Below are 17,889 nucleotides of genomic sequence, written 5' to 3'. Positions count from 1 at the left end.
ACTGGTAGCGAAGCGCTACTGCAAGCAGATCAAGAAAATTCAGGATTTTTAGACTTTATTTCTGGCTTTAGGGTATTATCTTATCAGTAATTCTCATTCGATGCGTACTCCATTACAGAGAAGAGTTGAAAACCTACGAAAAAATATTTAGTTAGTTCCTGTTCTAGAACCAAGTAGTTAAATAACCGAAAGTAACCATATCTTGTGCATAACAATACAATTACAACAAATAATCCTCCTGTATCCTGGCGCTATGATCCCACGCTCTACGGAAACCGAGATCTAAGGATTGATTTTCTCCGGGGCATTGCCATTGTTTCCATGGTATTCAATCATTTAGAAAGTTCTTCTTATTTCAGTGCTATCAACAGGGGACATATTTACGCTAGTGCAGCCGAAGGCTTCGTATTTCTCTCTGGACTAGTATTAGGAATGGTGACATTAGGACGTATCAATAAAGTTGGCTTTTCCGAAGCCATGAAAAAACTGTTAGAGCGTTCTGGAAAACTTTATCTCACCAGTTTCATTTTAATGTCTGTCCTGGGTTTATTAAGTATAATTGCCCCCGGTTGGACCCGTCCGGCTTTTGATTTTGCGCCTGGGACTTGGTGGCAAATATTACTAGCGGCAGCTACATTCCATTTAGCACCACCTGTCATTGACATTTTGCAACTGTATGTATTGCTGTTGCTGTTTTCCCCCGCCATTTTCTGGATGTTAAGGAAAGGCTTTTGGTTGCCTGTTTTGGCTATTTCCTGGACATTTTGGAGTATCCAACAATTACATCCTTATGCCTTGAGTTTCCATCCTTTAGACAGAGAACATCCTTACTTTGCCTTAGCTGGTTGGCAAATTTTATATGTGCATGGCGTATTAGCAGGTTATTATCGTCAAAAACTACAAGAATTATGGGGAAAAATCCCGAAAATTCCCCTAATTATAGGCTTGGTATTAATCGTCATTGGCTCAATTACAACCGCACATTATGATATTCAGCTTGGTGTTTGGCCAGCCAAATTCTCAGATAGAGTTGCTTGGTTAGCATGGACAGACCGCAGTCGGGTGGGTTTTTTGCGTTTAATTAATCACATCGGTTTTTTCCCTTTGCTGTATATCATTGTGGATACATTTTGGCAACCGTTAAATAAAATTCTGGGGAAACTGTTGATTAGTTTGGGTCAAAACTCCTTGTACGTCTATATTGTTCACGTTCCAGTCACAGTAATTTGGTTTTTAATTCCGGCTTTAGTTGATGGTAATCCCATAGTCACTACTATCGCTCAGGCTGTAGCTGTGGGCTGCTTCTGGTGGCTGGTGAAAAAAGAAGTGTTGTTTAATATTATCCCCCGCTAACCATGACACAAGATACAACTATCAATCCTACTCCAATCCAACCTAGTTTATTAAAACAAACTATTGTCGCTGCGGCGATCGCTTTAGTTGGTTTTGGATTGCATAAAGGAATACAATGGCGTGAGACTAACATTCTCCCAATTCCAGTGACTTCCGTTAGTCAAAATCGGCTGAATGCAGAAGATATACAATTAGCCCGTACAGCTTGGCGCTATTTCCAGAAAAATCGTTTATCCACGGGTTTAGTTTCTTCCGCTGCGGACTTTCCCAGTACAACCATGTGGGACGTGGGTAGTCAGTTAGCTGGTATGGTAGCAGCACGGGAATTAGGCTTGCTCAAGCCGGCAGAATTTGATCAATGGATAGAGGAAATATTGGCCACCCTAGCCAAAATACCTTTGTACCGGAATGAGTTACCAAACAAAGCCTATAACGCGAAAACTTTAATCCCGGTTAACTACGGCAAGTTGGCAGAACCTGAAGAAATTGGGTTTTCGGCCATTGATTTAGCGCGACTGGTGCAATGGCTAGATATAATCGAAACTCGATACCCCAAACACGCTGCGGCCAGTAAAGCCGTCACGGCTCGTTGGCAGTTAAAGCGGTTACTGAAGAATGGACAGCTAATGGGGACAGGGATTAAAAATGGTAAGGAAACCTGGAACCAAGAAGGACGGCTAGGTTATGAACAATATGCAGCCTATAGATTACAAAAAATTGGGATTGTAGCCCCCAAAGCACTCGATACCAAAGCCGAAACTCAGTTTGTCAATGTTATGGGTGTGGAAGTACCAGCGGATAAACGCACCACCTATCATAATTATGTCACTAGTGAACCCTATATTTTGGATGGGTTGGAAAGTGGTTTTCAGGCTTTACCTGCGGAATATGCAGCCAAGTTACTCCAAGCTCAACAACGTCGCTATCAAGCTACCAATCAACTCACAGCCTGGTCTGAGGATAATTTAGATCGGGAGCCTTGGTTTGTCTACAATTGTATTTTTGTCAATGGTCAACCCTGGAAAAGTATAGACTCATCTGGTAAAGATGCTTTTGTTTATCGGGGTAGTAGTGTTAAAGCCGCAATAGGCTGGAATATGCTGTTTCAAACTCGCTATACAGAAAGACTTCATAAGGGTATGCGCTGGCTGGCTGATCCAAGTCGTGGCGTTTTTGCAGGTTTTTATGAAGAAACTCAAGAACCAAATCGAGCCTTAACCGTGAATACCAACGGCATAGTGTTAGAAGCAATACTATATCGTCGTGTGGGCAAACCGTTGACAGTTTGGGCTAAAGAACCCTAATCATCTCCTATCTATCCTGGATAGGGCTTACGCACGAGTCACGGAATATACAAACAACTCCAGGCACAGAGAAAGGGACTTAGTGCGAACGACCGTTCGCCCCTACTGAGAGATATTTTGCGTAAGTCCTGACTTAAAAAACTAGACAAGAAAAAACCCTCGATTATATTACCAATTACCAATTACCAATTACCAATTCCATGATGAATTCTGATTTTGAGCCACCATCAAAAAAACTATCTTTTCTCGCTACCTTTGGCGGAGTTATAACCGCTGTCATTGCAATTACAGGTTTCAATTCTTTGTCAAAGAATTTAACTATAAATACTGATAATATTAGCAAGCTGAATACTAAATTAACAATTGTCGCAGGTAAACCCATTGCCGCTACCGAATTGACAACCGCCAAAAGACCCTATATTGCGCCCGGAAGTGGGACATTAACTACAGAGGAAACTGCAATGGCGCGTCAAGCTTGGTTATACTTCCAACGTAATTGGAACGATAGAACTGGCTTGGTTAACTCTGTAAATAATTTTGCCTCTGTTACTATGTGGGACCAAGCCGCTGCTATGGCTGCTTTGGTCAGTGCTAAAGAACTTAATATCATTACCGTAGAAGAGTTTGAGAGCAAAATGAGTCAGATGTTAAAAACTCTAGCGTCTATGCCTTTGTATAAAGGAGAATTACCGAATAAAGTCTATAATTCAAAAACATTGATACCTGTAAATTATGGTCAATTAGATAAACGAGAAGAAATTGGTTGGTCTGCTTTGGATTTAGGACGTTTAGCTATATGGCTGAATATTGTTGGTACAAAATATCCCAAAATGCGATCGCAAACAGAAGCCGTTTGGAAACATTGGCAAATCAAGCGCTTGGTCAAAAACGGGCAAATGTACGGTACTTCTGTTATTGCTGGTGAAGAACAGTATAACCAAGAAGGGCGTTTAGGTTATGAAAATTACGCAGCTTATGGGTTAAAACTCTGGGGTTTAAATGTTAAAAAAGCTTTAGATTACACATCTAATACAGACTTTGTAGACCTCTATGGACAGGGTGTTCCTTATGATAGACGGGATTATCAGAATTCAGGTGCAAATAATTATGTTCTCAGCGAGCCTTATATTTTAGATGGCATTGAAACCGGATTTCAAGCTTTACCTAAAGCATTCTCAGACCGAATTTTAGCTGCACAAGAAGCTCGTTATCAAAGAACTAAATTTTTAACTGCTGTCACGGAAGATAATTTAGATCGCGCTCCTTACTTTGTTTATAGTAGTTTATTTGTGAATGGACAACCTTGGGCAACCATCACAGGAACAGGAAAAAAATATGATGATCTACGTTTTCTCAGTGCTAAAGCCGCAGTAGGTTGGCACGTCTTGTATAATACTGATTACACAGGCAAATTATTTAATTTTGTGCAAACTCAACTCAAATCTGATCAAGGTTGGTACAACGGGTTTTATGAGTCTTTAAATCAGCCAAATAAAGCTCTTACTGCCAATAATAATGGTGTAATTTTAGAAAGTTTGCTGTATAAAAAAGTTGGTAAACCTCTCACTGTTTGGGCTGGAATAAAAGAGTAAAGGAAAAGGTTATTTTGATGCTGTGAAATTCGATAATTTATGATTTCAATTTCCCTGCTTTTACAAAAAAAGGGAACAGGGAACAGGGAACAGATAAGAAACACTCATTTGCACCAGTTTAAAGCTCAGTCAAAAAAAAGATGTTTTTAAAAGATGCGTAGCACGAAAAAAACAGTGTCATTATTTCAATCTCATGTTTAAAAACATGAGTTTTACTGTTTACTCTACTTTTGAAATATTGAATGATCAGTCAAAAAACAGGTCAAAATTTTATCTGTAATTGGCCTGTTAATATCTGATTATTGTACAGACTTTCCCCAGTCATGAGATTGTGAGACTTACCTAAACTATAACCTAAGTCTAAGCCTATATTTGCTGACATTTTGACTGTACAGCGAGTTTGATAGCCAGTACCTCCACTTTTATCACCGTTAACTCTTTGTCTTCCCAAGGTGGTATTTAAGCGACAATTTAAAAAAGGAAAAATGTTTTTTCCCCATCCGATTTCACCGTTATAAACTAGAGAAGATACTGGAGAAAAATAGCCACTACTCTCTTGATTATCGCTTGCATACTTCCAAGCGAAAACATTACCAGCAAACCAAAATTCACCCCACTTATGTTCCAAGCGATTAAAAATCTGTTGTTCAAAATTACCATCATTATATAAACCCACACGATAAGAGCCAAAAAAGCTAGTATTAGGGTCAATTTGCCAAAAAGTATTGAAACCAGAGCGTGTAGCTGTAATTTGATTTTCCAGTGTTTTCACACTAGTTTTATAAGGACCTTGTTCTACGACTGCTGATAAAAATAAACCTGACTTGATGCTATAATCTGGATTGAGTTTAACAGCAATTGGTCTATCTATCTGAGCATTGAAATTGAGAGCCATTGGTAAGCGATTAAATAGATCAATTCCTGCTCCTAATTTTATAGTATATTTACCTGTTTTGCCTTCCCATCCCAACTGAAGGGGAATATTAGTAAGAGATGCAAATTTCGGTTGACTCAACTTATTAAAGGCAGTTTTTAATTTAATTTTCTCTCCATTGAATAACCGAAATTGAAACACTGGTTCAATAGTTTGGCTTTCCTGCTGGGAACTATTCATGTCCCTACGAAACCCTGTTTGGATACTTTCCAAAATAAATGCTGGCCGCACAGGTGTAGTAGAAGTTGGTTGTGAAGTTGGTTGTACTGTAGAAGTTGGTTGTGAAGTTGGTTGTGCTGTAGAAGTTGGTTGTGAAGTTGGTTGTACTGTAGAAGTTGGTTGTACTGTAGAAGTTGGTTGTGCTTGCAGAGGAGATACTCGTTGGGAAGTTAACCTTAGCTGAGGATTGAAGTTTTCAGGTGCAGCAATTAATATTGGTATTGAATGCAAGTTCTGAGGAAGAAAGCCGCTGTCAAAAACTGTGTTTAAGTTTTCTGAAATACCAAAATTTGTAATTTGTGCGGTTAATTCTGGAAATGAGTTCGAGTTTTCATCTAGTGGGAAAAAAACAGAGGAATCTGTTTCTCTAATATCTCCGTTATTTTGGCGTGAATTTGGTAAATTATCAACCACAGGGACGGGTTTTATTAAAAGTGAGACTGAATCCCAATTTTCATCTAGTTCGATAGGAGCAGCAGATACAGACTTAATACCGAAACTAGTGATGATACTTATTGGAAAAAATAAATATAGTATTCGTTGTAGCAAGTTCAGTGAGAGTAACATCTTACAAAATAGTTACGTATGGAAATAGAATGAATATTTTCACATTAGTACCTTTACCAATTTACCAGGGTGAGTTAATGTATCCAAGACTTACAGAAGATATGGCTGATAGCTTGTGTGTCCTAACCATAAACCTTATTTTTAGGCAGCAGTAATTAATATAGCAATATCTCGGAAGAGATTACCGCTATTTTCCTGCTGTTTTGCGTAAATCCTATATAATATATTTTATATCAGTATTTATGAATCTGGACTGGTAAGTTAGGTTCATCTGGTGGACTCATGATCATTTATCTCTTCTTTGATAGCGACATCAAGTATCTAACCATGCAAAAGTTAATTCATACCATCTTTAACAGTAATCCAGTAATGTTCAGTGCCATTACTCACAAATTGTGTTTTTTGAGTAGAAGTATTCGGTAGACCCCGACCAGAATTACCATCAGCTACTGCTCGCCACCAGGGTGATTTCATATCCGTATTAGGACGGAGGAGGGGTTGTTGCTTTGTTGCTGTATACAGTAAAGATTGTAGAATCATACTGTTAGTGCTACTAGTAGAACCAAGAGCAGTTTTACCTGTTTTTTCATAAAAACCTTCATAAAAGCCCAGCAAAGGGTTATATAAGTCCGTTGTTGCCTTGATTAATTCCTGAGTATAGCTATCCTTAGGCAGTAAGGCATAATAGGCAAATGCCACAGCCGAACTGACTAATCTTCCCTCTGGTAGTAGTTTACCATCATCATCTAAGGCTACCCAAGGCTGATTTTGACCAATAATTGAACTGTGGACAGTGTAAGGTTGACGCTCAATGAGAGTAGTAGCTGAGGCAGTAAGAGTCTCAGTATTACGGTAGCGTTGGGCTTGAGCTTGATAGACTGCCGTAAAGAGCGATCGCATTTTTGGATCTAAACCAAACTCTAGAGCATACAGCAGGAAAGGATTACTAACGGTATATTGATTAACCTTTGATTTTGTATCTTTACGAAGCCGTTCAATGGGGACTTCTACCCCCTCCACTGATGTTGTTTTATATTCACCACCCACAGCAGATTTATCAACATTAAATCCCCACAATTGAAAACCTCTAGCAGCATATTCTTCATAACCCAAACGGGTTTCAGGATTAATTCTGGGGACTAACCGCCCACTTTTATCTTTGGTGACATTGGCACTAGAAAGAATACCTTCCCGCACAACCCGCAAGTATGACCAATCGAGAGCAATTTGATCAACAACTTCCGTATATTCGGGGTGATCTGTTTTTAAATTATAAAGGGCTGCTAATAGTCTTCCCACATCTAAAGACGACCAGCCAGTACCTTCTGGAACTGGATTACCACCATAATCTACTGGTTGCAATGTTCGCGGATCATAACCCCGACTCGGTAATTCCCCTGCATACAGCGGTATCTGCGCTAAAGCAGCCAACAACTGTCGAATACGCTGATCAAATTCCTTGGGAGAAATTATATCCATTGCCCATGCTGCATTGAGCGCTGTTAGATAATCTCCTAATCCCCACAATGTTGAACCCTTAACATCAGAGCGATCGCTCACCAATCCTGTGCTAGGCTGAGAATTAGCGGAGAAATAGTTCCAGGCCGCTTGAGCGTAGCGTCTTTGGACAACTGTTAACGGTTTAGGTAATGGTTTAGCTGGCTGCGGGACACCCAAGGATGGAATAGGTTTAACTATCAGCGGAGGTGGGTTAGTCGCTGTATTAGTCTTAGCAGGTGTAACATTTATGGGAATAGGACTTTGGGCTGGAGTCGGCGAATTTGCAGCAGGTGATTTAGAATCTGAGGGTTTAGAATCTGAGGGTTTAGAATCTGAGGGTTTAGAATCTGAGGGTTTAGAATCTGAGGGTTTAGAATCTGAGGGTTTAGAATCACCAGACGGTATTTTTGCAAAACTCACCCCACTACCACCAATTAAGGGGCGATTTCCTCTAGCCTTATAATATAAAATCTCCATGATTAGGCCATTAGTATTACCTGTCAGGGATTTATTAGGTTTTTTTGTTTCTTCATACAGTCCAGCGTAGAAGCCACCACCTTTAGGATCACGTAAATCCTTAACCGCATCAAAAACCTTTTGAGCATAAGCATTACCTGGATAAAGATAGCGCCAGCCAAAGGCAGCTTTAGTGCTAATACTCCGCAACTCTGTATAGGGCTTATTTTTCTCCGTAATTGTTGCCCAAGCAACTCCATTAGAGTAAATAGTATTGTAGAGAAAATAAGGAGGTTGATCAATATTGTCTTCAGAAACAGCAGTTAGTTGTCCCGTAGATTCAAAGCGTCGCTTTTGTACTTCTAAAACATCAGCAGCATATTTTTTTAAATAACCTTCTAAGCCAAATTCAATGCCATCAAGAATGTAGGATTCACCAACTACATAATTATTAGCATTAGTGCTTTGAAAATCACGGGTATCAACAGGAATTTTCACCCCATTAATATCTACAAGTTTGAAAGGCTCTAAAGCCGCTGCTTTGGGTGCTTTAAATCCCCATAGTTCATAACCCCTAACAGCATATTCCTCATAACCAAGTCGCCCTTCTTGTACCAACAATGTTTTACCATTAGGTAAGACAAGCGCTCCGTAAAGTTGGTCATCTTTCAGTGATCTTGCTAACTGCCACTTACTGAGAACTCCCTTCAGCCAATTTTTATATTGAGGATGACAAGTACCAATAATATGAAAAGCAGCCAATATACGACCAATATCCAAAGCTGACCAACCCAGCCCCTTTTCTACAGGTTTATTACCATAATCAGTCATTTTTCCATTAGCAGCATTGTATACCTTATTCGGTAAAGCGTTTTCAAATAAACTAAGGTTAGCAAAATTGGTAAGAAATTTATTAAAGCGCGAATCAAATTCCGACTGGTTAATCAAATTCATCCACCGCGCTGCATTCAAAGCCATTAGGTAATTACCAATGTCCCAGAGAGTACCAGAAGGATAACCACCAGTAGAATTAGTAAACCCTGTATTTGCTTGGTAGTTATTGACAAAATATTGCCAAGCTGCACGAGCGTAAATCTGTTCCTCCGGTGTCAGAGGCGCTGAAATTTGACTACAGCCATTAGGAGTAGAATTTTGTGCTAAAGATACTGTAGGCACACAGAACAGAAATTGCAGAAATGCTCCACTTAGGAACAATGCAATCCATCTTAATATTTTGTAGTGACGGTGTTGCTGTATCATTTATAAATAAAATTTGAGAACCATTCAGGGAGGACTAGAGTGCTAGAGAAGAGAGAATTACTTCGCTATAGTTAGAAATGACACCAAAAATCTGATACATTAAATAACAACTCTACTTTAACAAGCTACAGGAATCCTCAGTGATATCTAAAAAATATCAAGGACTATAGACTGGCTATGGACAACCATGGGAGTTCAAATCAAAAATCAAATACGTGACTCGTATAAAAACAAACAACCGCTAATTGACTAATTTAAATTTTATTTTTGGTAGCAAAATGAATTCAGCCTCCTCTAGTTATGATTCAGCGAATTTTTCCGGTAATAGCCGTTCAACACTGAAAAAAAGAACCCTACTTTTTCGGTACTTAGCGGAAATCAACTTAATTTTTGGTGCTTGGTATTTACAATGGCGGATAACCCATTCTATCAACTTTGATGCTCTATGGCTGTCTATTCCTTTATTGCTGGCGGAAATTTACAGCTATTTCGGAGGAGTTATGTTTGTCATCGGATTATGGCGGCCTATAGTCCGACAGGTTAAGTCTCTCAATCAGTTAAGCCCACCTCTCCCTACCTGTGATTGGGCAAATGTAGATGTGTTTATAACCTGCTATAATGAACCCTCAGAAATGGTGGAAGAAACTGCTAGAGCAGCTTTAGCAATAGATTATCCAACCACAAAGCTGCGTGTATATGTATTAGATGATGGTAATTCTGAACAAATGCGAGCTATGTCAGAAAGATTAGCTCTGGAGGATTTACAATCACCATTATTACAACAGGAAGCTAATCGAATTGACGCGGAATTATCTACTTTAAATCAACGAATTGAGCAACTAGAAAATCTAGCACCTGAAGTAAAAGCCGCTGAAGAATGGCTGCAAAAATCATCTTTAAATACCTTAAATACTTCAAATACTTTCGAGGATATTCCCTCTAGATTTGTCCACAGTTTACAACAGTTTATTCTCTGGTTAAATCCTCAAAATCAAAATAGTCATCATGCCAGTAAATCAACTATATATGAACATCTTAATCATGAACGTAGCGCATTAGAATTAGCAATTCGTCAAAAAGAATTAGAACTTGTGCAACTGGTTAGGTTGCGGTATATTGCTCGTCCTAAACAACCAGGAGTACCTCATCATGCTAAAGCAGGTAATCTCAATTACGCCATTTTTTCTGGAGAGACCGCAGGAGATTTTATTCTTACTTTAGATGCAGATCATGTTCCTAAACCAGCATTTTTAAAGCGAGTTTTGCCATATTTCTATACCTATAATTTGTATTCAGGAAAATATGAACCAAACCGCATTGCATTTGTGCAAACTCCCCAAGATTTTTATAATATTCCTCCTGGAGACCCCTTTGGACATCGAGCCAATTTATTTTATGGACCCATTCAACAGGGTAAAGATGGCATGAATTCAGCTTTCTACACAGGTACAAATGCAGTCCTAAGAAGAGAAGCATTAGTTAGTGTGGGTTTACAATATTTTGCAGATGAATTTGTCAAAGATGGCAAAAAATTAGATGAATTTGAATTAATTGGTGGTGTTTCTAGTAATAGTATTACCGAAGATATGAATACAGCCATGCGGTTGCATAGTTCTGGTTGGAAATCAATTTATCATCATGAATTATTAGCAGAAGGACTTGCTCCTGATGATTTAAGTTCTACCCTCAAACAGCGAATGCGCTGGTCTCAAGGCACAATTCAAGTGTTAATGAGAGAAAATCCTCTCACCAAACCAGGACTGACATTTTGGCAACGATTACACTATTTTAAGACAACATATAGTTATTTTTCTGGGTTTGCAACTTTGATTTTCATTGCTTGTCCCATTATCTATTTTTTTACGGGAACTATCCCCGTGGAAACTTATGGCTTTGATTTTACTATCCATTTTCTTCCAGCTTTTATAATTAATAGGTTGACTTTTTTAGCCGCTGGTTGGGGAATTAATGCTGCGGAATTATGGCGTTCAGAACAATATTCTATCTCTTTATTTCCCCTATTCATTCAATCTGCATGGAGTGTATTAACCGGACAACCTATTAAATTTCAGGTTACACCTAAGCAGCGACAATCAGGAATTTATCTCCAGCTAATCTGGCCACAACTAACTGTGTTTATTTTGATGATTTTAGGTATAATATGGAGTATATATCGTTTCGCTATTGGTCAGTTAGAAACTCCTTGGGTTTATTTGATCAACACATTATGGGGTATATATATTTTATCTCTACTTTGGGCAATTATCAGCGCTGCTGTTTGGCAACCACAGGACTTACACAAAACAGAAGTAAAGTAGAGGTAATTCATGAATTACTTCTAAGAGGGTGTTTCAAACGTATTGTATAGAACCACAAAACTTAACCCCCTAACCCCGTGGGGAGAGGTTTGGAAACTGGTTATATCGGGCTTTTCTTGTTTAGATCTATTCTTGACTTTTTTTGAACTCGTATAATCTCAAAAATGAAAGTTCTTCTTGCTTATAAATCTATTTTTTAAAGTTCTACAAAATGCCTTAAATAGTAGTAGAATTTTAAATAGATATGACGATTTTCAATAGCAAATTTACAAACTAACACAGAAAGGAAGATAATTTATGACTTCTAAAATTCACGTCTTTGAACCATCAGGAATTTTAAACGCCACCGCCGGTAACGAATTACGTCGTCAAATTACTGATATCCTTAATAATGGATTTAATATGCTATTGATTGATATGTCAAAGGTGAGTTTTATTGATAGTTCTGGTTTAGGTGCTTTAGTAGGAGCAATGCAAGGTGTTAGAAATGCTAAAGGAGAACTATTTGTATGTTCCATTAATGAGCAAGTCAAAATGTTATTTGAATTAACAAAAATTGATCGAGTTTTGAACATATTAAGTAATAGAGAAGAGTTTGACAGCAAAGTATTAGAACTAGCAAATCGCCAAAAACTTTTCAAACAACCTTGATAAAAGTTTACATCTTAGGAATTTTGATATCCACTAAAATTAACTCGTAGTAAAGACAAATCATCATCAAAATTTTCGTTCCCGCTGATATTTATAATCTCAGGTAAGAGTTGATTAATATGATTGTTATTTGTCTGATTATGGGTGAGCAATAAATTAACGAAAGAGTCGAAACCCCAAATTTGTCCCTCTGGTTGTAGCAATTCGTAAGCACCATCACTAAAAATATATAAAGTGCTGTTTTCTGCAACTTCCAAAATAGCAGTTTCAAAACTGATATCTCGTAAAAAGCCAATAGGTAAATCTAGAGATTCTAGTTTTATAACCTCAATGCTGGAGGGGGCATTTCCAAATATTAATACAGCCGGTGGATGTCCAGCATTGCCATAAACTAGCTGATGATTAACACGATTAAAAACACAGTACAAAATGGTAAAGTATTTATCGCCATGTTTACTCATTTGAAAAGTCTCATTGAGTGCCTTGAGAACTTCTGCTGGTTGACAAAAATTAGTATTTGGTAGAGACTGCGATCGCAAGATATTCAATACAGATACAGATAGCAAAGCCGAGCCTACACCATGACCAGAGACATCTAATAGATAAATTGCCAAATGCTCATCGTCAATCCAATAGTAATCAAAACAATCCCCTCCCAACTGTGCTGAAGGTACAAATAAAGATTCTATGGTCACTGATCCTATAATCGGTAATGGTAAAAGCGATCGCACATAATCAGCAGCTTCAGCTAGTTCGGTTTCTAAAACCTGCTTTTGATGCTGCAAATCTCGATTTAACTGCTCTAAAATTTGCTTTTGATGCTGCAAATCTCGACTTAATTGATGTAGCCTTAATCCTGCTCTTACCCGTGCTTTTAATTCATTCATCTCAATGGGTTTAGAAATAAATTCATCTGCTCCTGCATCCAATCCTCTAACACGATCATCTTCCTCTCCTAAAGAAGCTCCTTTTGCAGTCAGAAGAATAAAAAAAGTTGTAGCTAATTCCGGATCTGACTTAATCAGACGACACACTTGTAAACCATCTATCCCAGACATTACCCAATCACAGATAATGAGAGCGGGACATAATTTTTTTGCTTCTATTATTCCTTCTTCGCCATTAGCCGCTATGGTAACATCATAGCCCTGGGTTTTCAGAGTTTTTTTCAAAACCATTCGTAAGATAGGATCATCATCAATGACGAGGATTTTAAACATTTTGACCATGAAACAGTTTGAATAATTACTTATTAATTACTCTACATTAAATCTTGTCTAAGGATTTACATTTTTCTTTTTCACATTCTATGGATTGACCAATGAATCATAAAATCTACCTAAAAACCAATACAGATATTAATGCTACAAGTGAAGTTTTATCCTGGCTGGAGCAAATCAACCAGCCCCCATTTAATAATCAAAAAATTTGGTGGGAATTACAAACACTTCTAGTCGAAGGATTTATTAATGTTGTAGAACACGCCCACAAAAAATTACCCAGAGAAACTCCGATTGAATTAGAAGTTATTAGACTCGAAGAAGATATAGAAATTCGGATATGGTCTTTGGGAGAACCTTTTGAGTTAGAAAAGCAATTGCAAATAACTTCAGCATTAGAGGATAATGATCAAGAAAGAGGACGGGGATTGCAAATAATGTCCTCCATTGCTGACAAACTGTCTTATAAACTAACAGATGACAATCGTTATTGTTTATTTATCAGTAAACATTATTGTTAGAATATGAAATTTATTTTGCAATTAGGATACAGTTTAGCAGAATCAGCACAAGGTTATGGTTACATGACAGAAGCCTTGTCTATTTCCACTAAGTATGTTTTTCAAGAATTAAATCTGCACCGCATTATGGCTAATTATATGCCCCATAATCGCCGCAGTGGTAATGTTCTTAAAAGGGCTGGTTTTGTAGTTGAAGGATATGCTAGAGATTATTTAATGATTAATGCTAAATGGGAAGATCATATTTTTACAAGTTTGACAAATTCCCAGTGGCGATCAGATTTATAATATTATAATACCTCAGATCCCCGACTTCTTGGACAAGTCAGGGATCTGAAGATAATTATGGAGAAATAAATTATGTCAATATATAATAATCGCGTGGCTATTTTGGCGACAATGCACAATAAAGAAAAAGTAATTTCTCCTTTATTGAAAGAAAATTTAGGAATTAATTTGATAGTTCCTCAAGGCTTAAATACTGATGTTTTTGGAACTTTTACTAGAGAAATTAAACGTCCAGATACACAAATTATTACTGCTAGGTTAAAAGCTAAAAAAGCCTTGGAAATGTATGATGAAAAAATAGCAATTGCTAGTGAAGGAAGTTTTGCACCTCATCCCCTAATTCCCTATATTTATGCTAACCGAGAAATAATTATTTTTTTGGATCAAGAAAATGATTTAGAAATTATTGGTGAATTATTTTCTATAGAAACTAATTTTAATCATCAAACTATATCTAGTTTAGAAGAAGCTGAAGAATTTGGTAAAAAAGTAGGTTTTCCTGAACATGGGTTAATAATTTCATTTGATAATATATCTACAGGAACAACAGAATTTATTAAAGGTATTACCAGCCAAGAAAACCTAATCAATTCCGTAGAAATTGCCATAAAAAACACAAATGGTAAATTTCATATAGAAACAGATATGAGAGCAATGTATAATCCTACCAGGATGAAAAATATTGCCTTTGCTACTCAAGACTTAATTAATAAAATTAATAGTTTATGTCCCCAATGTCATACTCCTGGTTTTATGATTAATCAAAAAATCCCTGGACTACCTTGTGAACTTTGTCATCAGCCAACTTCATTAATTAAAGCAGTAATTTTTCAATGTCAAAAATGCGGTTTTACCCAACAACAATTATTTCCTAACAATCAAGAATTTGCTGATCCTAGTTTATGTGAATATTGTAATCCTTAGATCCCCGACTTCTTGAAGAAGTCGGGGATCTAATTTTTTATTTATCATTCTCAAGAAGATAAATAATTTTTATAAGCTACTTTAAAAAATCCATCACTTCTCAATACTGTTCGGTTAACGAAAATTTCCACGTAAACAACCTATTGTATAAAACCAACAAATCATTGAAAATGTTGGGTTTCGTTCCTCAACCCAACCTACGTATTTTTGTTTTTTAGTCTTAACCGAACAGTATTGCATCACTTCTTGTAGAACATCAGCTATATGTGGTTTTTCGCAAGCAATTACATTGTCAAAAAAATGTTTATGGTGGGGGAAACTAGGCAAGTTGGGAAAGTGTGGTGTACTGTCATAACGAAAAATCAGACTATTTTGCTCATCTTGAAAGTGATAGCGGTAATCAATATATTTAATCTGATTATCTACAACAACAAAGGCTTCACTGACTGCTAGTAAATATCTAATTGCAAAACGTATCCTAATGCGGAGATTAGCCCGCTCTGTCGTTAAAATGACTGCACTATATTCCTCAATGTATGCATTAGAGCAATTGAGTAAAAGTTGCTCAATTTCATCTAAATACGCTTGGATAAGTTTACGCGACATCTTGGAGTTTGCTGGTTATTTCTTGATGTAAAGCTAGATAATGCTGATAATTTCCTGCCCATTCGACAAACACTTCATCATCAGAAGTTTTTCCTTGCTTATATTTGGCAAAAAAATCTTCTGAACTCATTTGGTACTTGATTTCATAAACATTTAACTGTTTGGTAAGGGCAATCAACGCATCTAGTGGAGATGTATATTCGATAACTTGTTTACGCATTAATTTATCTGTTTAATTTGATTAACTTAATCATCTTGTAATTTTAATCTTAACGCCCATAGATTGTAGGTAGCGTTGATAGGCTTCTGACTTTTCCCGTTATCTTTCCAGTTGAGCGATCGCTCATTATAACCCATGTCCCAAAGTCCTATTTTTTCGCTGATTATTCTCATTAAAGATCATTTATTGAGAATAGGGCTTTATTCCAAAACCCTGATTATTTGGATGTTTCGAGACTTACAACAATTCCCGATCTAATGAAATACAATAGAGGGCGCAGACCCTGCGCCCCTACTTGTTTGGCGATAAAAAACTAGACCTCATAACATCAGGAAGTGCTGTAACAGGAAAAGTCAGATTCCCTGTTCCCTGCCCTCATAGACAAATTTTATGGCTTACGCCATGCTACGCTATCAGCAAACCCTAAATAAAAAGATCGTAAGCTTTTTTGTCTATTATTAAAGAAATATCACATTAAGCATAATTATAATGACTCTGGATGAAACTCCCAATCACACCCATTCTACTAATCCTTTACTTACCCTCAATTATGAATCAGCCTTAGAATCTCTAGGTGATGATTACTATGATCAAGTTGTTGCGGAAGAATTTCCCCAACATATTTTACGTTGGCGCAATGACGTACTATTACCACGCTTAGGAGTTGATCCCCAAGTAGTTAAAGACGAAGATTTTATTAACGCTTTTGGTAAATTTGAGGGACGAGAACCCCTATTAGCACTACGTTATCACGGTTATCAATTTGGACAATATAACTCCCAATTAGGTGACGGTAGAGGCTTTCTCTATGGACAAGTGCGGGGTATTGATGGGGAATTATACGATTTTGGCACAAAAGGTTCGGGAAGAACCCCCTACTCTCGCGGTGGTGACGGAATGTTAACACTTAAAGGAGGAGTGCGGGAAGTTCTCGCCGCTGAAGCACTTCATAGTTTAGGCGTTCGCACTTCTCGCTGTTTAAGTATGATTGAAACGGGTTTGGGTTTGTGGCGCGGTGATGAACCTTCTCCAACTCGTTCTTCTGTCATGATTCGCATGAGTAAATCTCATATTCGTTTTGGTACTTTTGAACGATTAAACTATTTCAAACGACATGATTTAACTCAAAAACTGTTAGATCATGTAATCGAACAATATTACCCGCATTTGCAAGCTGAAAATGATAAATATGCTTTATTTTATGCCGAATTAGTGCAGCGTGTCGCCGAATTAGTAGCACAATGGATGGCAGCGGGTTTTTGTCATGCAGTTCTGAATACTGATAATATGTCAATTACCGGGGAAAGTTTTGACTATGGACCCTATGCCTTTATTCCTACTTACGATCTCCAATTTACGGCGGCATATTTCGATTATTATAAACGTTATTGTTACAGTCAGCAACCAGGGATTTGCAAATTAAATTTAGAACTTTTGCAAGAACCTTTAAAGGCGATAATTCACCAAGGTGATTTGGATATTGCTTTATCCAAGTTTGCTGAATATTACCAGGCTGAATATCGAGCTTTGATGTTGAAAAAATTGGGTTTTGAAGATTTACAATTAGCGGAAGCTGATGAATTTTTGCGGTTAACTATTACCTTTTTACATGATAGTCAAGTTGGTTATCATCAATTCTTTGCTGATATAGCTGCTACCTTTTCTAGTAAATGGCGAGATGATCCAGCTTTTGTGATGAATGGTTCAGAACTTAGCCCCGCATTAGGAAAATCAGCCACTTTTGATAATTGGTGTTTCCTCTATCATAAAATTCTCAATCATTTTGATCCTGACCAAATGGATAAAATTCACCAAACTTTGATTGAAGCTAATCCCAAAACAGCTTTATTAAGACCTGTGATTGAGTCTGTTTGGGAACGAATCACTGAAGATGATAATTGGCAACCTTTTTATGATTTAGTGGAAACACTGCAAACAGGGAAGTAATCAATCAGA

Annotated in this window: 14 protein-coding genes and 1 pseudogene; 9 read left to right on the top strand and 6 right to left on the bottom strand. The window is 37.4% G+C overall.

The annotated features are described in order from the left end of the window. The first annotated feature begins 204 nt into the window (after positions 1-204). From opgC to AN486_RS14245, 3 genes are all read left to right on the top strand, one after another. Positions 205-1,353 (top strand): OpgC domain-containing protein, encoded by a 1,149-nt coding sequence (gene opgC, locus AN486_RS14255; protein ID WP_053538907.1) that lies wholly within the window; start codon positions 205-207, stop codon positions 1,351-1,353. A 2-nt stretch (positions 1,354-1,355) separates the two neighbouring features. Further along, positions 1,356-2,657, top strand: coding sequence for a DUF3131 domain-containing protein (locus AN486_RS14250; RefSeq protein ID WP_053538906.1), 1,302 nt, complete (start codon positions 1,356-1,358; stop codon positions 2,655-2,657). A 203-nt stretch (positions 2,658-2,860) separates the two neighbouring features. Next, complete coding sequence (locus AN486_RS14245; RefSeq protein ID WP_081424197.1) at positions 2,861-4,249, top strand: DUF3131 domain-containing protein; 1,389 nt, start codon at positions 2,861-2,863, stop codon at positions 4,247-4,249. 262 nt (positions 4,250-4,511) lie between these two features. Here AN486_RS14245 and AN486_RS14240 read toward each other — a convergent pair whose 3' ends face one another. Further along, positions 4,512-5,969, bottom strand: a complete 1,458-nt coding sequence (locus tag AN486_RS14240; protein ID WP_168636109.1) for a hypothetical protein — start codon at positions 5,967-5,969, stop codon at positions 4,512-4,514. Between the two features lie 336 nt (positions 5,970-6,305). Then, positions 6,306-9,185: a DUF3131 domain-containing protein gene (locus AN486_RS14235; protein ID WP_290601203.1), complete on the bottom strand. Its 2,880-nt coding sequence runs from the start codon at positions 9,183-9,185 to the stop codon at positions 6,306-6,308. 278 nt (positions 9,186-9,463) lie between these two features. Here AN486_RS14235 and AN486_RS14230 point away from each other — a divergent pair, with 278 nt between their 5' ends. Both AN486_RS14230 and AN486_RS14225 read left to right on the top strand, forming a co-directional pair. Continuing rightward, entirely contained in the window at positions 9,464-11,503 is a 2,040-nt protein-coding gene (locus tag AN486_RS14230) for a glycosyltransferase (RefSeq protein WP_053538903.1), read from the top strand. Positions 11,504-11,800: 297 nt separating this feature from the next. Further along, on the top strand, positions 11,801-12,154 hold the full coding sequence (locus tag AN486_RS14225) for an STAS domain-containing protein (RefSeq protein WP_290601200.1): 354 nt from the start codon (positions 11,801-11,803) through the stop codon (positions 12,152-12,154). A gap of 14 nt (positions 12,155-12,168) precedes the next feature. Here AN486_RS14225 and AN486_RS14220 read toward each other — a convergent pair whose 3' ends face one another. After that, on the bottom strand, positions 12,169-13,374 hold the full coding sequence (locus AN486_RS14220) for a SpoIIE family protein phosphatase (protein ID WP_168636113.1): 1,206 nt from the start codon (positions 13,372-13,374) through the stop codon (positions 12,169-12,171). Between the two features lie 101 nt (positions 13,375-13,475). On the opposite strand from AN486_RS14220, the gene AN486_RS14215 reads away from it, so the two are divergent. The 3 genes and pseudogenes from AN486_RS14215 (at position 13,476) to AN486_RS14205 (ending at position 15,107) form a co-directional block, all read left to right on the top strand. After that, the gene (locus AN486_RS14215; protein ID WP_053538901.1) at positions 13,476-13,895 is read left to right on the top strand and encodes an anti-sigma regulatory factor; all 420 of its coding nucleotides are present in this window, start codon (positions 13,476-13,478) and stop codon (positions 13,893-13,895) included. A 21-nt stretch (positions 13,896-13,916) separates the two neighbouring features. Continuing rightward, positions 13,917-14,183, top strand: a pseudogene (locus AN486_RS14210) (GNAT family N-acetyltransferase); the annotation flags it as partial. 72 nt (positions 14,184-14,255) lie between these two features. Beyond that, on the top strand, positions 14,256-15,107 hold the full coding sequence (locus AN486_RS14205) for a DUF6671 family protein (RefSeq protein ID WP_290601197.1): 852 nt from the start codon (positions 14,256-14,258) through the stop codon (positions 15,105-15,107). A 114-nt stretch (positions 15,108-15,221) separates the two neighbouring features. On the opposite strand, the gene tumE is transcribed toward AN486_RS14205, so the two are convergent. Genes tumE through AN486_RS14190 form a run of 3 tightly spaced genes read right to left on the bottom strand, consistent with a single transcriptional unit; the run spans position 15,222 to position 16,106 of the window. Then, on the bottom strand, positions 15,222-15,713 hold the full coding sequence (tumE, locus tag AN486_RS14200) for a toxin TumE (RefSeq protein ID WP_290601195.1): 492 nt from the start codon (positions 15,711-15,713) through the stop codon (positions 15,222-15,224). Beyond that, a complete protein-coding gene (gene tumA, locus AN486_RS14195) occupies positions 15,703-15,933 on the bottom strand; it encodes an antitoxin TumA (protein ID WP_053538898.1) in 231 nt (76 codons plus the stop codon). Before tumA ends, tumE begins: the two co-directional genes overlap by 11 nt. A 26-nt stretch (positions 15,934-15,959) precedes the next feature. Beyond that, on the bottom strand, positions 15,960-16,106 hold the full coding sequence (locus AN486_RS14190; protein ID WP_168636116.1) for a hypothetical protein: 147 nt from the start codon (positions 16,104-16,106) through the stop codon (positions 15,960-15,962). 316 nt (positions 16,107-16,422) lie between these two features. Between AN486_RS14190 and AN486_RS14185 the strand changes: the two genes are divergently transcribed. Further along, on the top strand, positions 16,423-17,880 hold the full coding sequence (locus AN486_RS14185) for a YdiU family protein (RefSeq protein ID WP_290601193.1): 1,458 nt from the start codon (positions 16,423-16,425) through the stop codon (positions 17,878-17,880). The last annotated feature ends 9 nt before the right edge of the window (positions 17,881-17,889 follow it).

It is taken from the genome of Anabaena sp. AL93 (assembly GCF_001672085.1).
GTDB lineage: Bacteria > Cyanobacteriota > Cyanobacteriia > Cyanobacteriales > Nostocaceae > Dolichospermum > Dolichospermum heterosporum.
The sequence above is the reverse complement of the archived record's forward strand: the minus strand, read 5'-3'. Positions and strand labels throughout refer to the sequence as shown.

What these genes read in the sequence shown, in the direction of transcription:
- AN486_RS14250 (WP_053538906.1), top strand. Translation starts at nt 1,356, where the DNA reads ATGACACAAGATACAACTATCAATCCTACTCCAATCCAACCTAGTTTA.
- AN486_RS14235 (WP_290601203.1), bottom strand. Translation starts at nt 9,185, where the DNA reads ATGATACAGCAACACCGTCACTACAAAATATTAAGATGGATTGCATTG.
- AN486_RS14225 (WP_290601200.1), top strand. Translation starts at nt 11,801, where the DNA reads ATGACTTCTAAAATTCACGTCTTTGAACCATCAGGAATTTTAAACGCC.
- AN486_RS14240 (WP_168636109.1), bottom strand. Translation starts at nt 5,969, where the DNA reads ATGTTACTCTCACTGAACTTGCTACAACGAATACTATATTTATTTTTT.
- AN486_RS14220 (WP_168636113.1), bottom strand. Translation starts at nt 13,374, where the DNA reads ATGTTTAAAATCCTCGTCATTGATGATGATCCTATCTTACGAATGGTT.
- AN486_RS14230 (WP_053538903.1), top strand. Translation starts at nt 9,464, where the DNA reads ATGAATTCAGCCTCCTCTAGTTATGATTCAGCGAATTTTTCCGGTAAT.
- AN486_RS14215 (WP_053538901.1), top strand. Translation starts at nt 13,476, where the DNA reads ATGAATCATAAAATCTACCTAAAAACCAATACAGATATTAATGCTACA.
- AN486_RS14245 (WP_081424197.1), top strand. Translation starts at nt 2,861, where the DNA reads ATGAATTCTGATTTTGAGCCACCATCAAAAAAACTATCTTTTCTCGCT.
- AN486_RS14190 (WP_168636116.1), bottom strand. Translation starts at nt 16,106, where the DNA reads ATGAGAATAATCAGCGAAAAAATAGGACTTTGGGACATGGGTTATAAT.
- AN486_RS14205 (WP_290601197.1), top strand. Translation starts at nt 14,256, where the DNA reads ATGTCAATATATAATAATCGCGTGGCTATTTTGGCGACAATGCACAAT.
- AN486_RS14185 (WP_290601193.1), top strand. Translation starts at nt 16,423, where the DNA reads ATGACTCTGGATGAAACTCCCAATCACACCCATTCTACTAATCCTTTA.
- tumE (WP_290601195.1), bottom strand. Translation starts at nt 15,713, where the DNA reads ATGTCGCGTAAACTTATCCAAGCGTATTTAGATGAAATTGAGCAACTT.
- tumA (WP_053538898.1), bottom strand. Translation starts at nt 15,933, where the DNA reads ATGCGTAAACAAGTTATCGAATATACATCTCCACTAGATGCGTTGATT.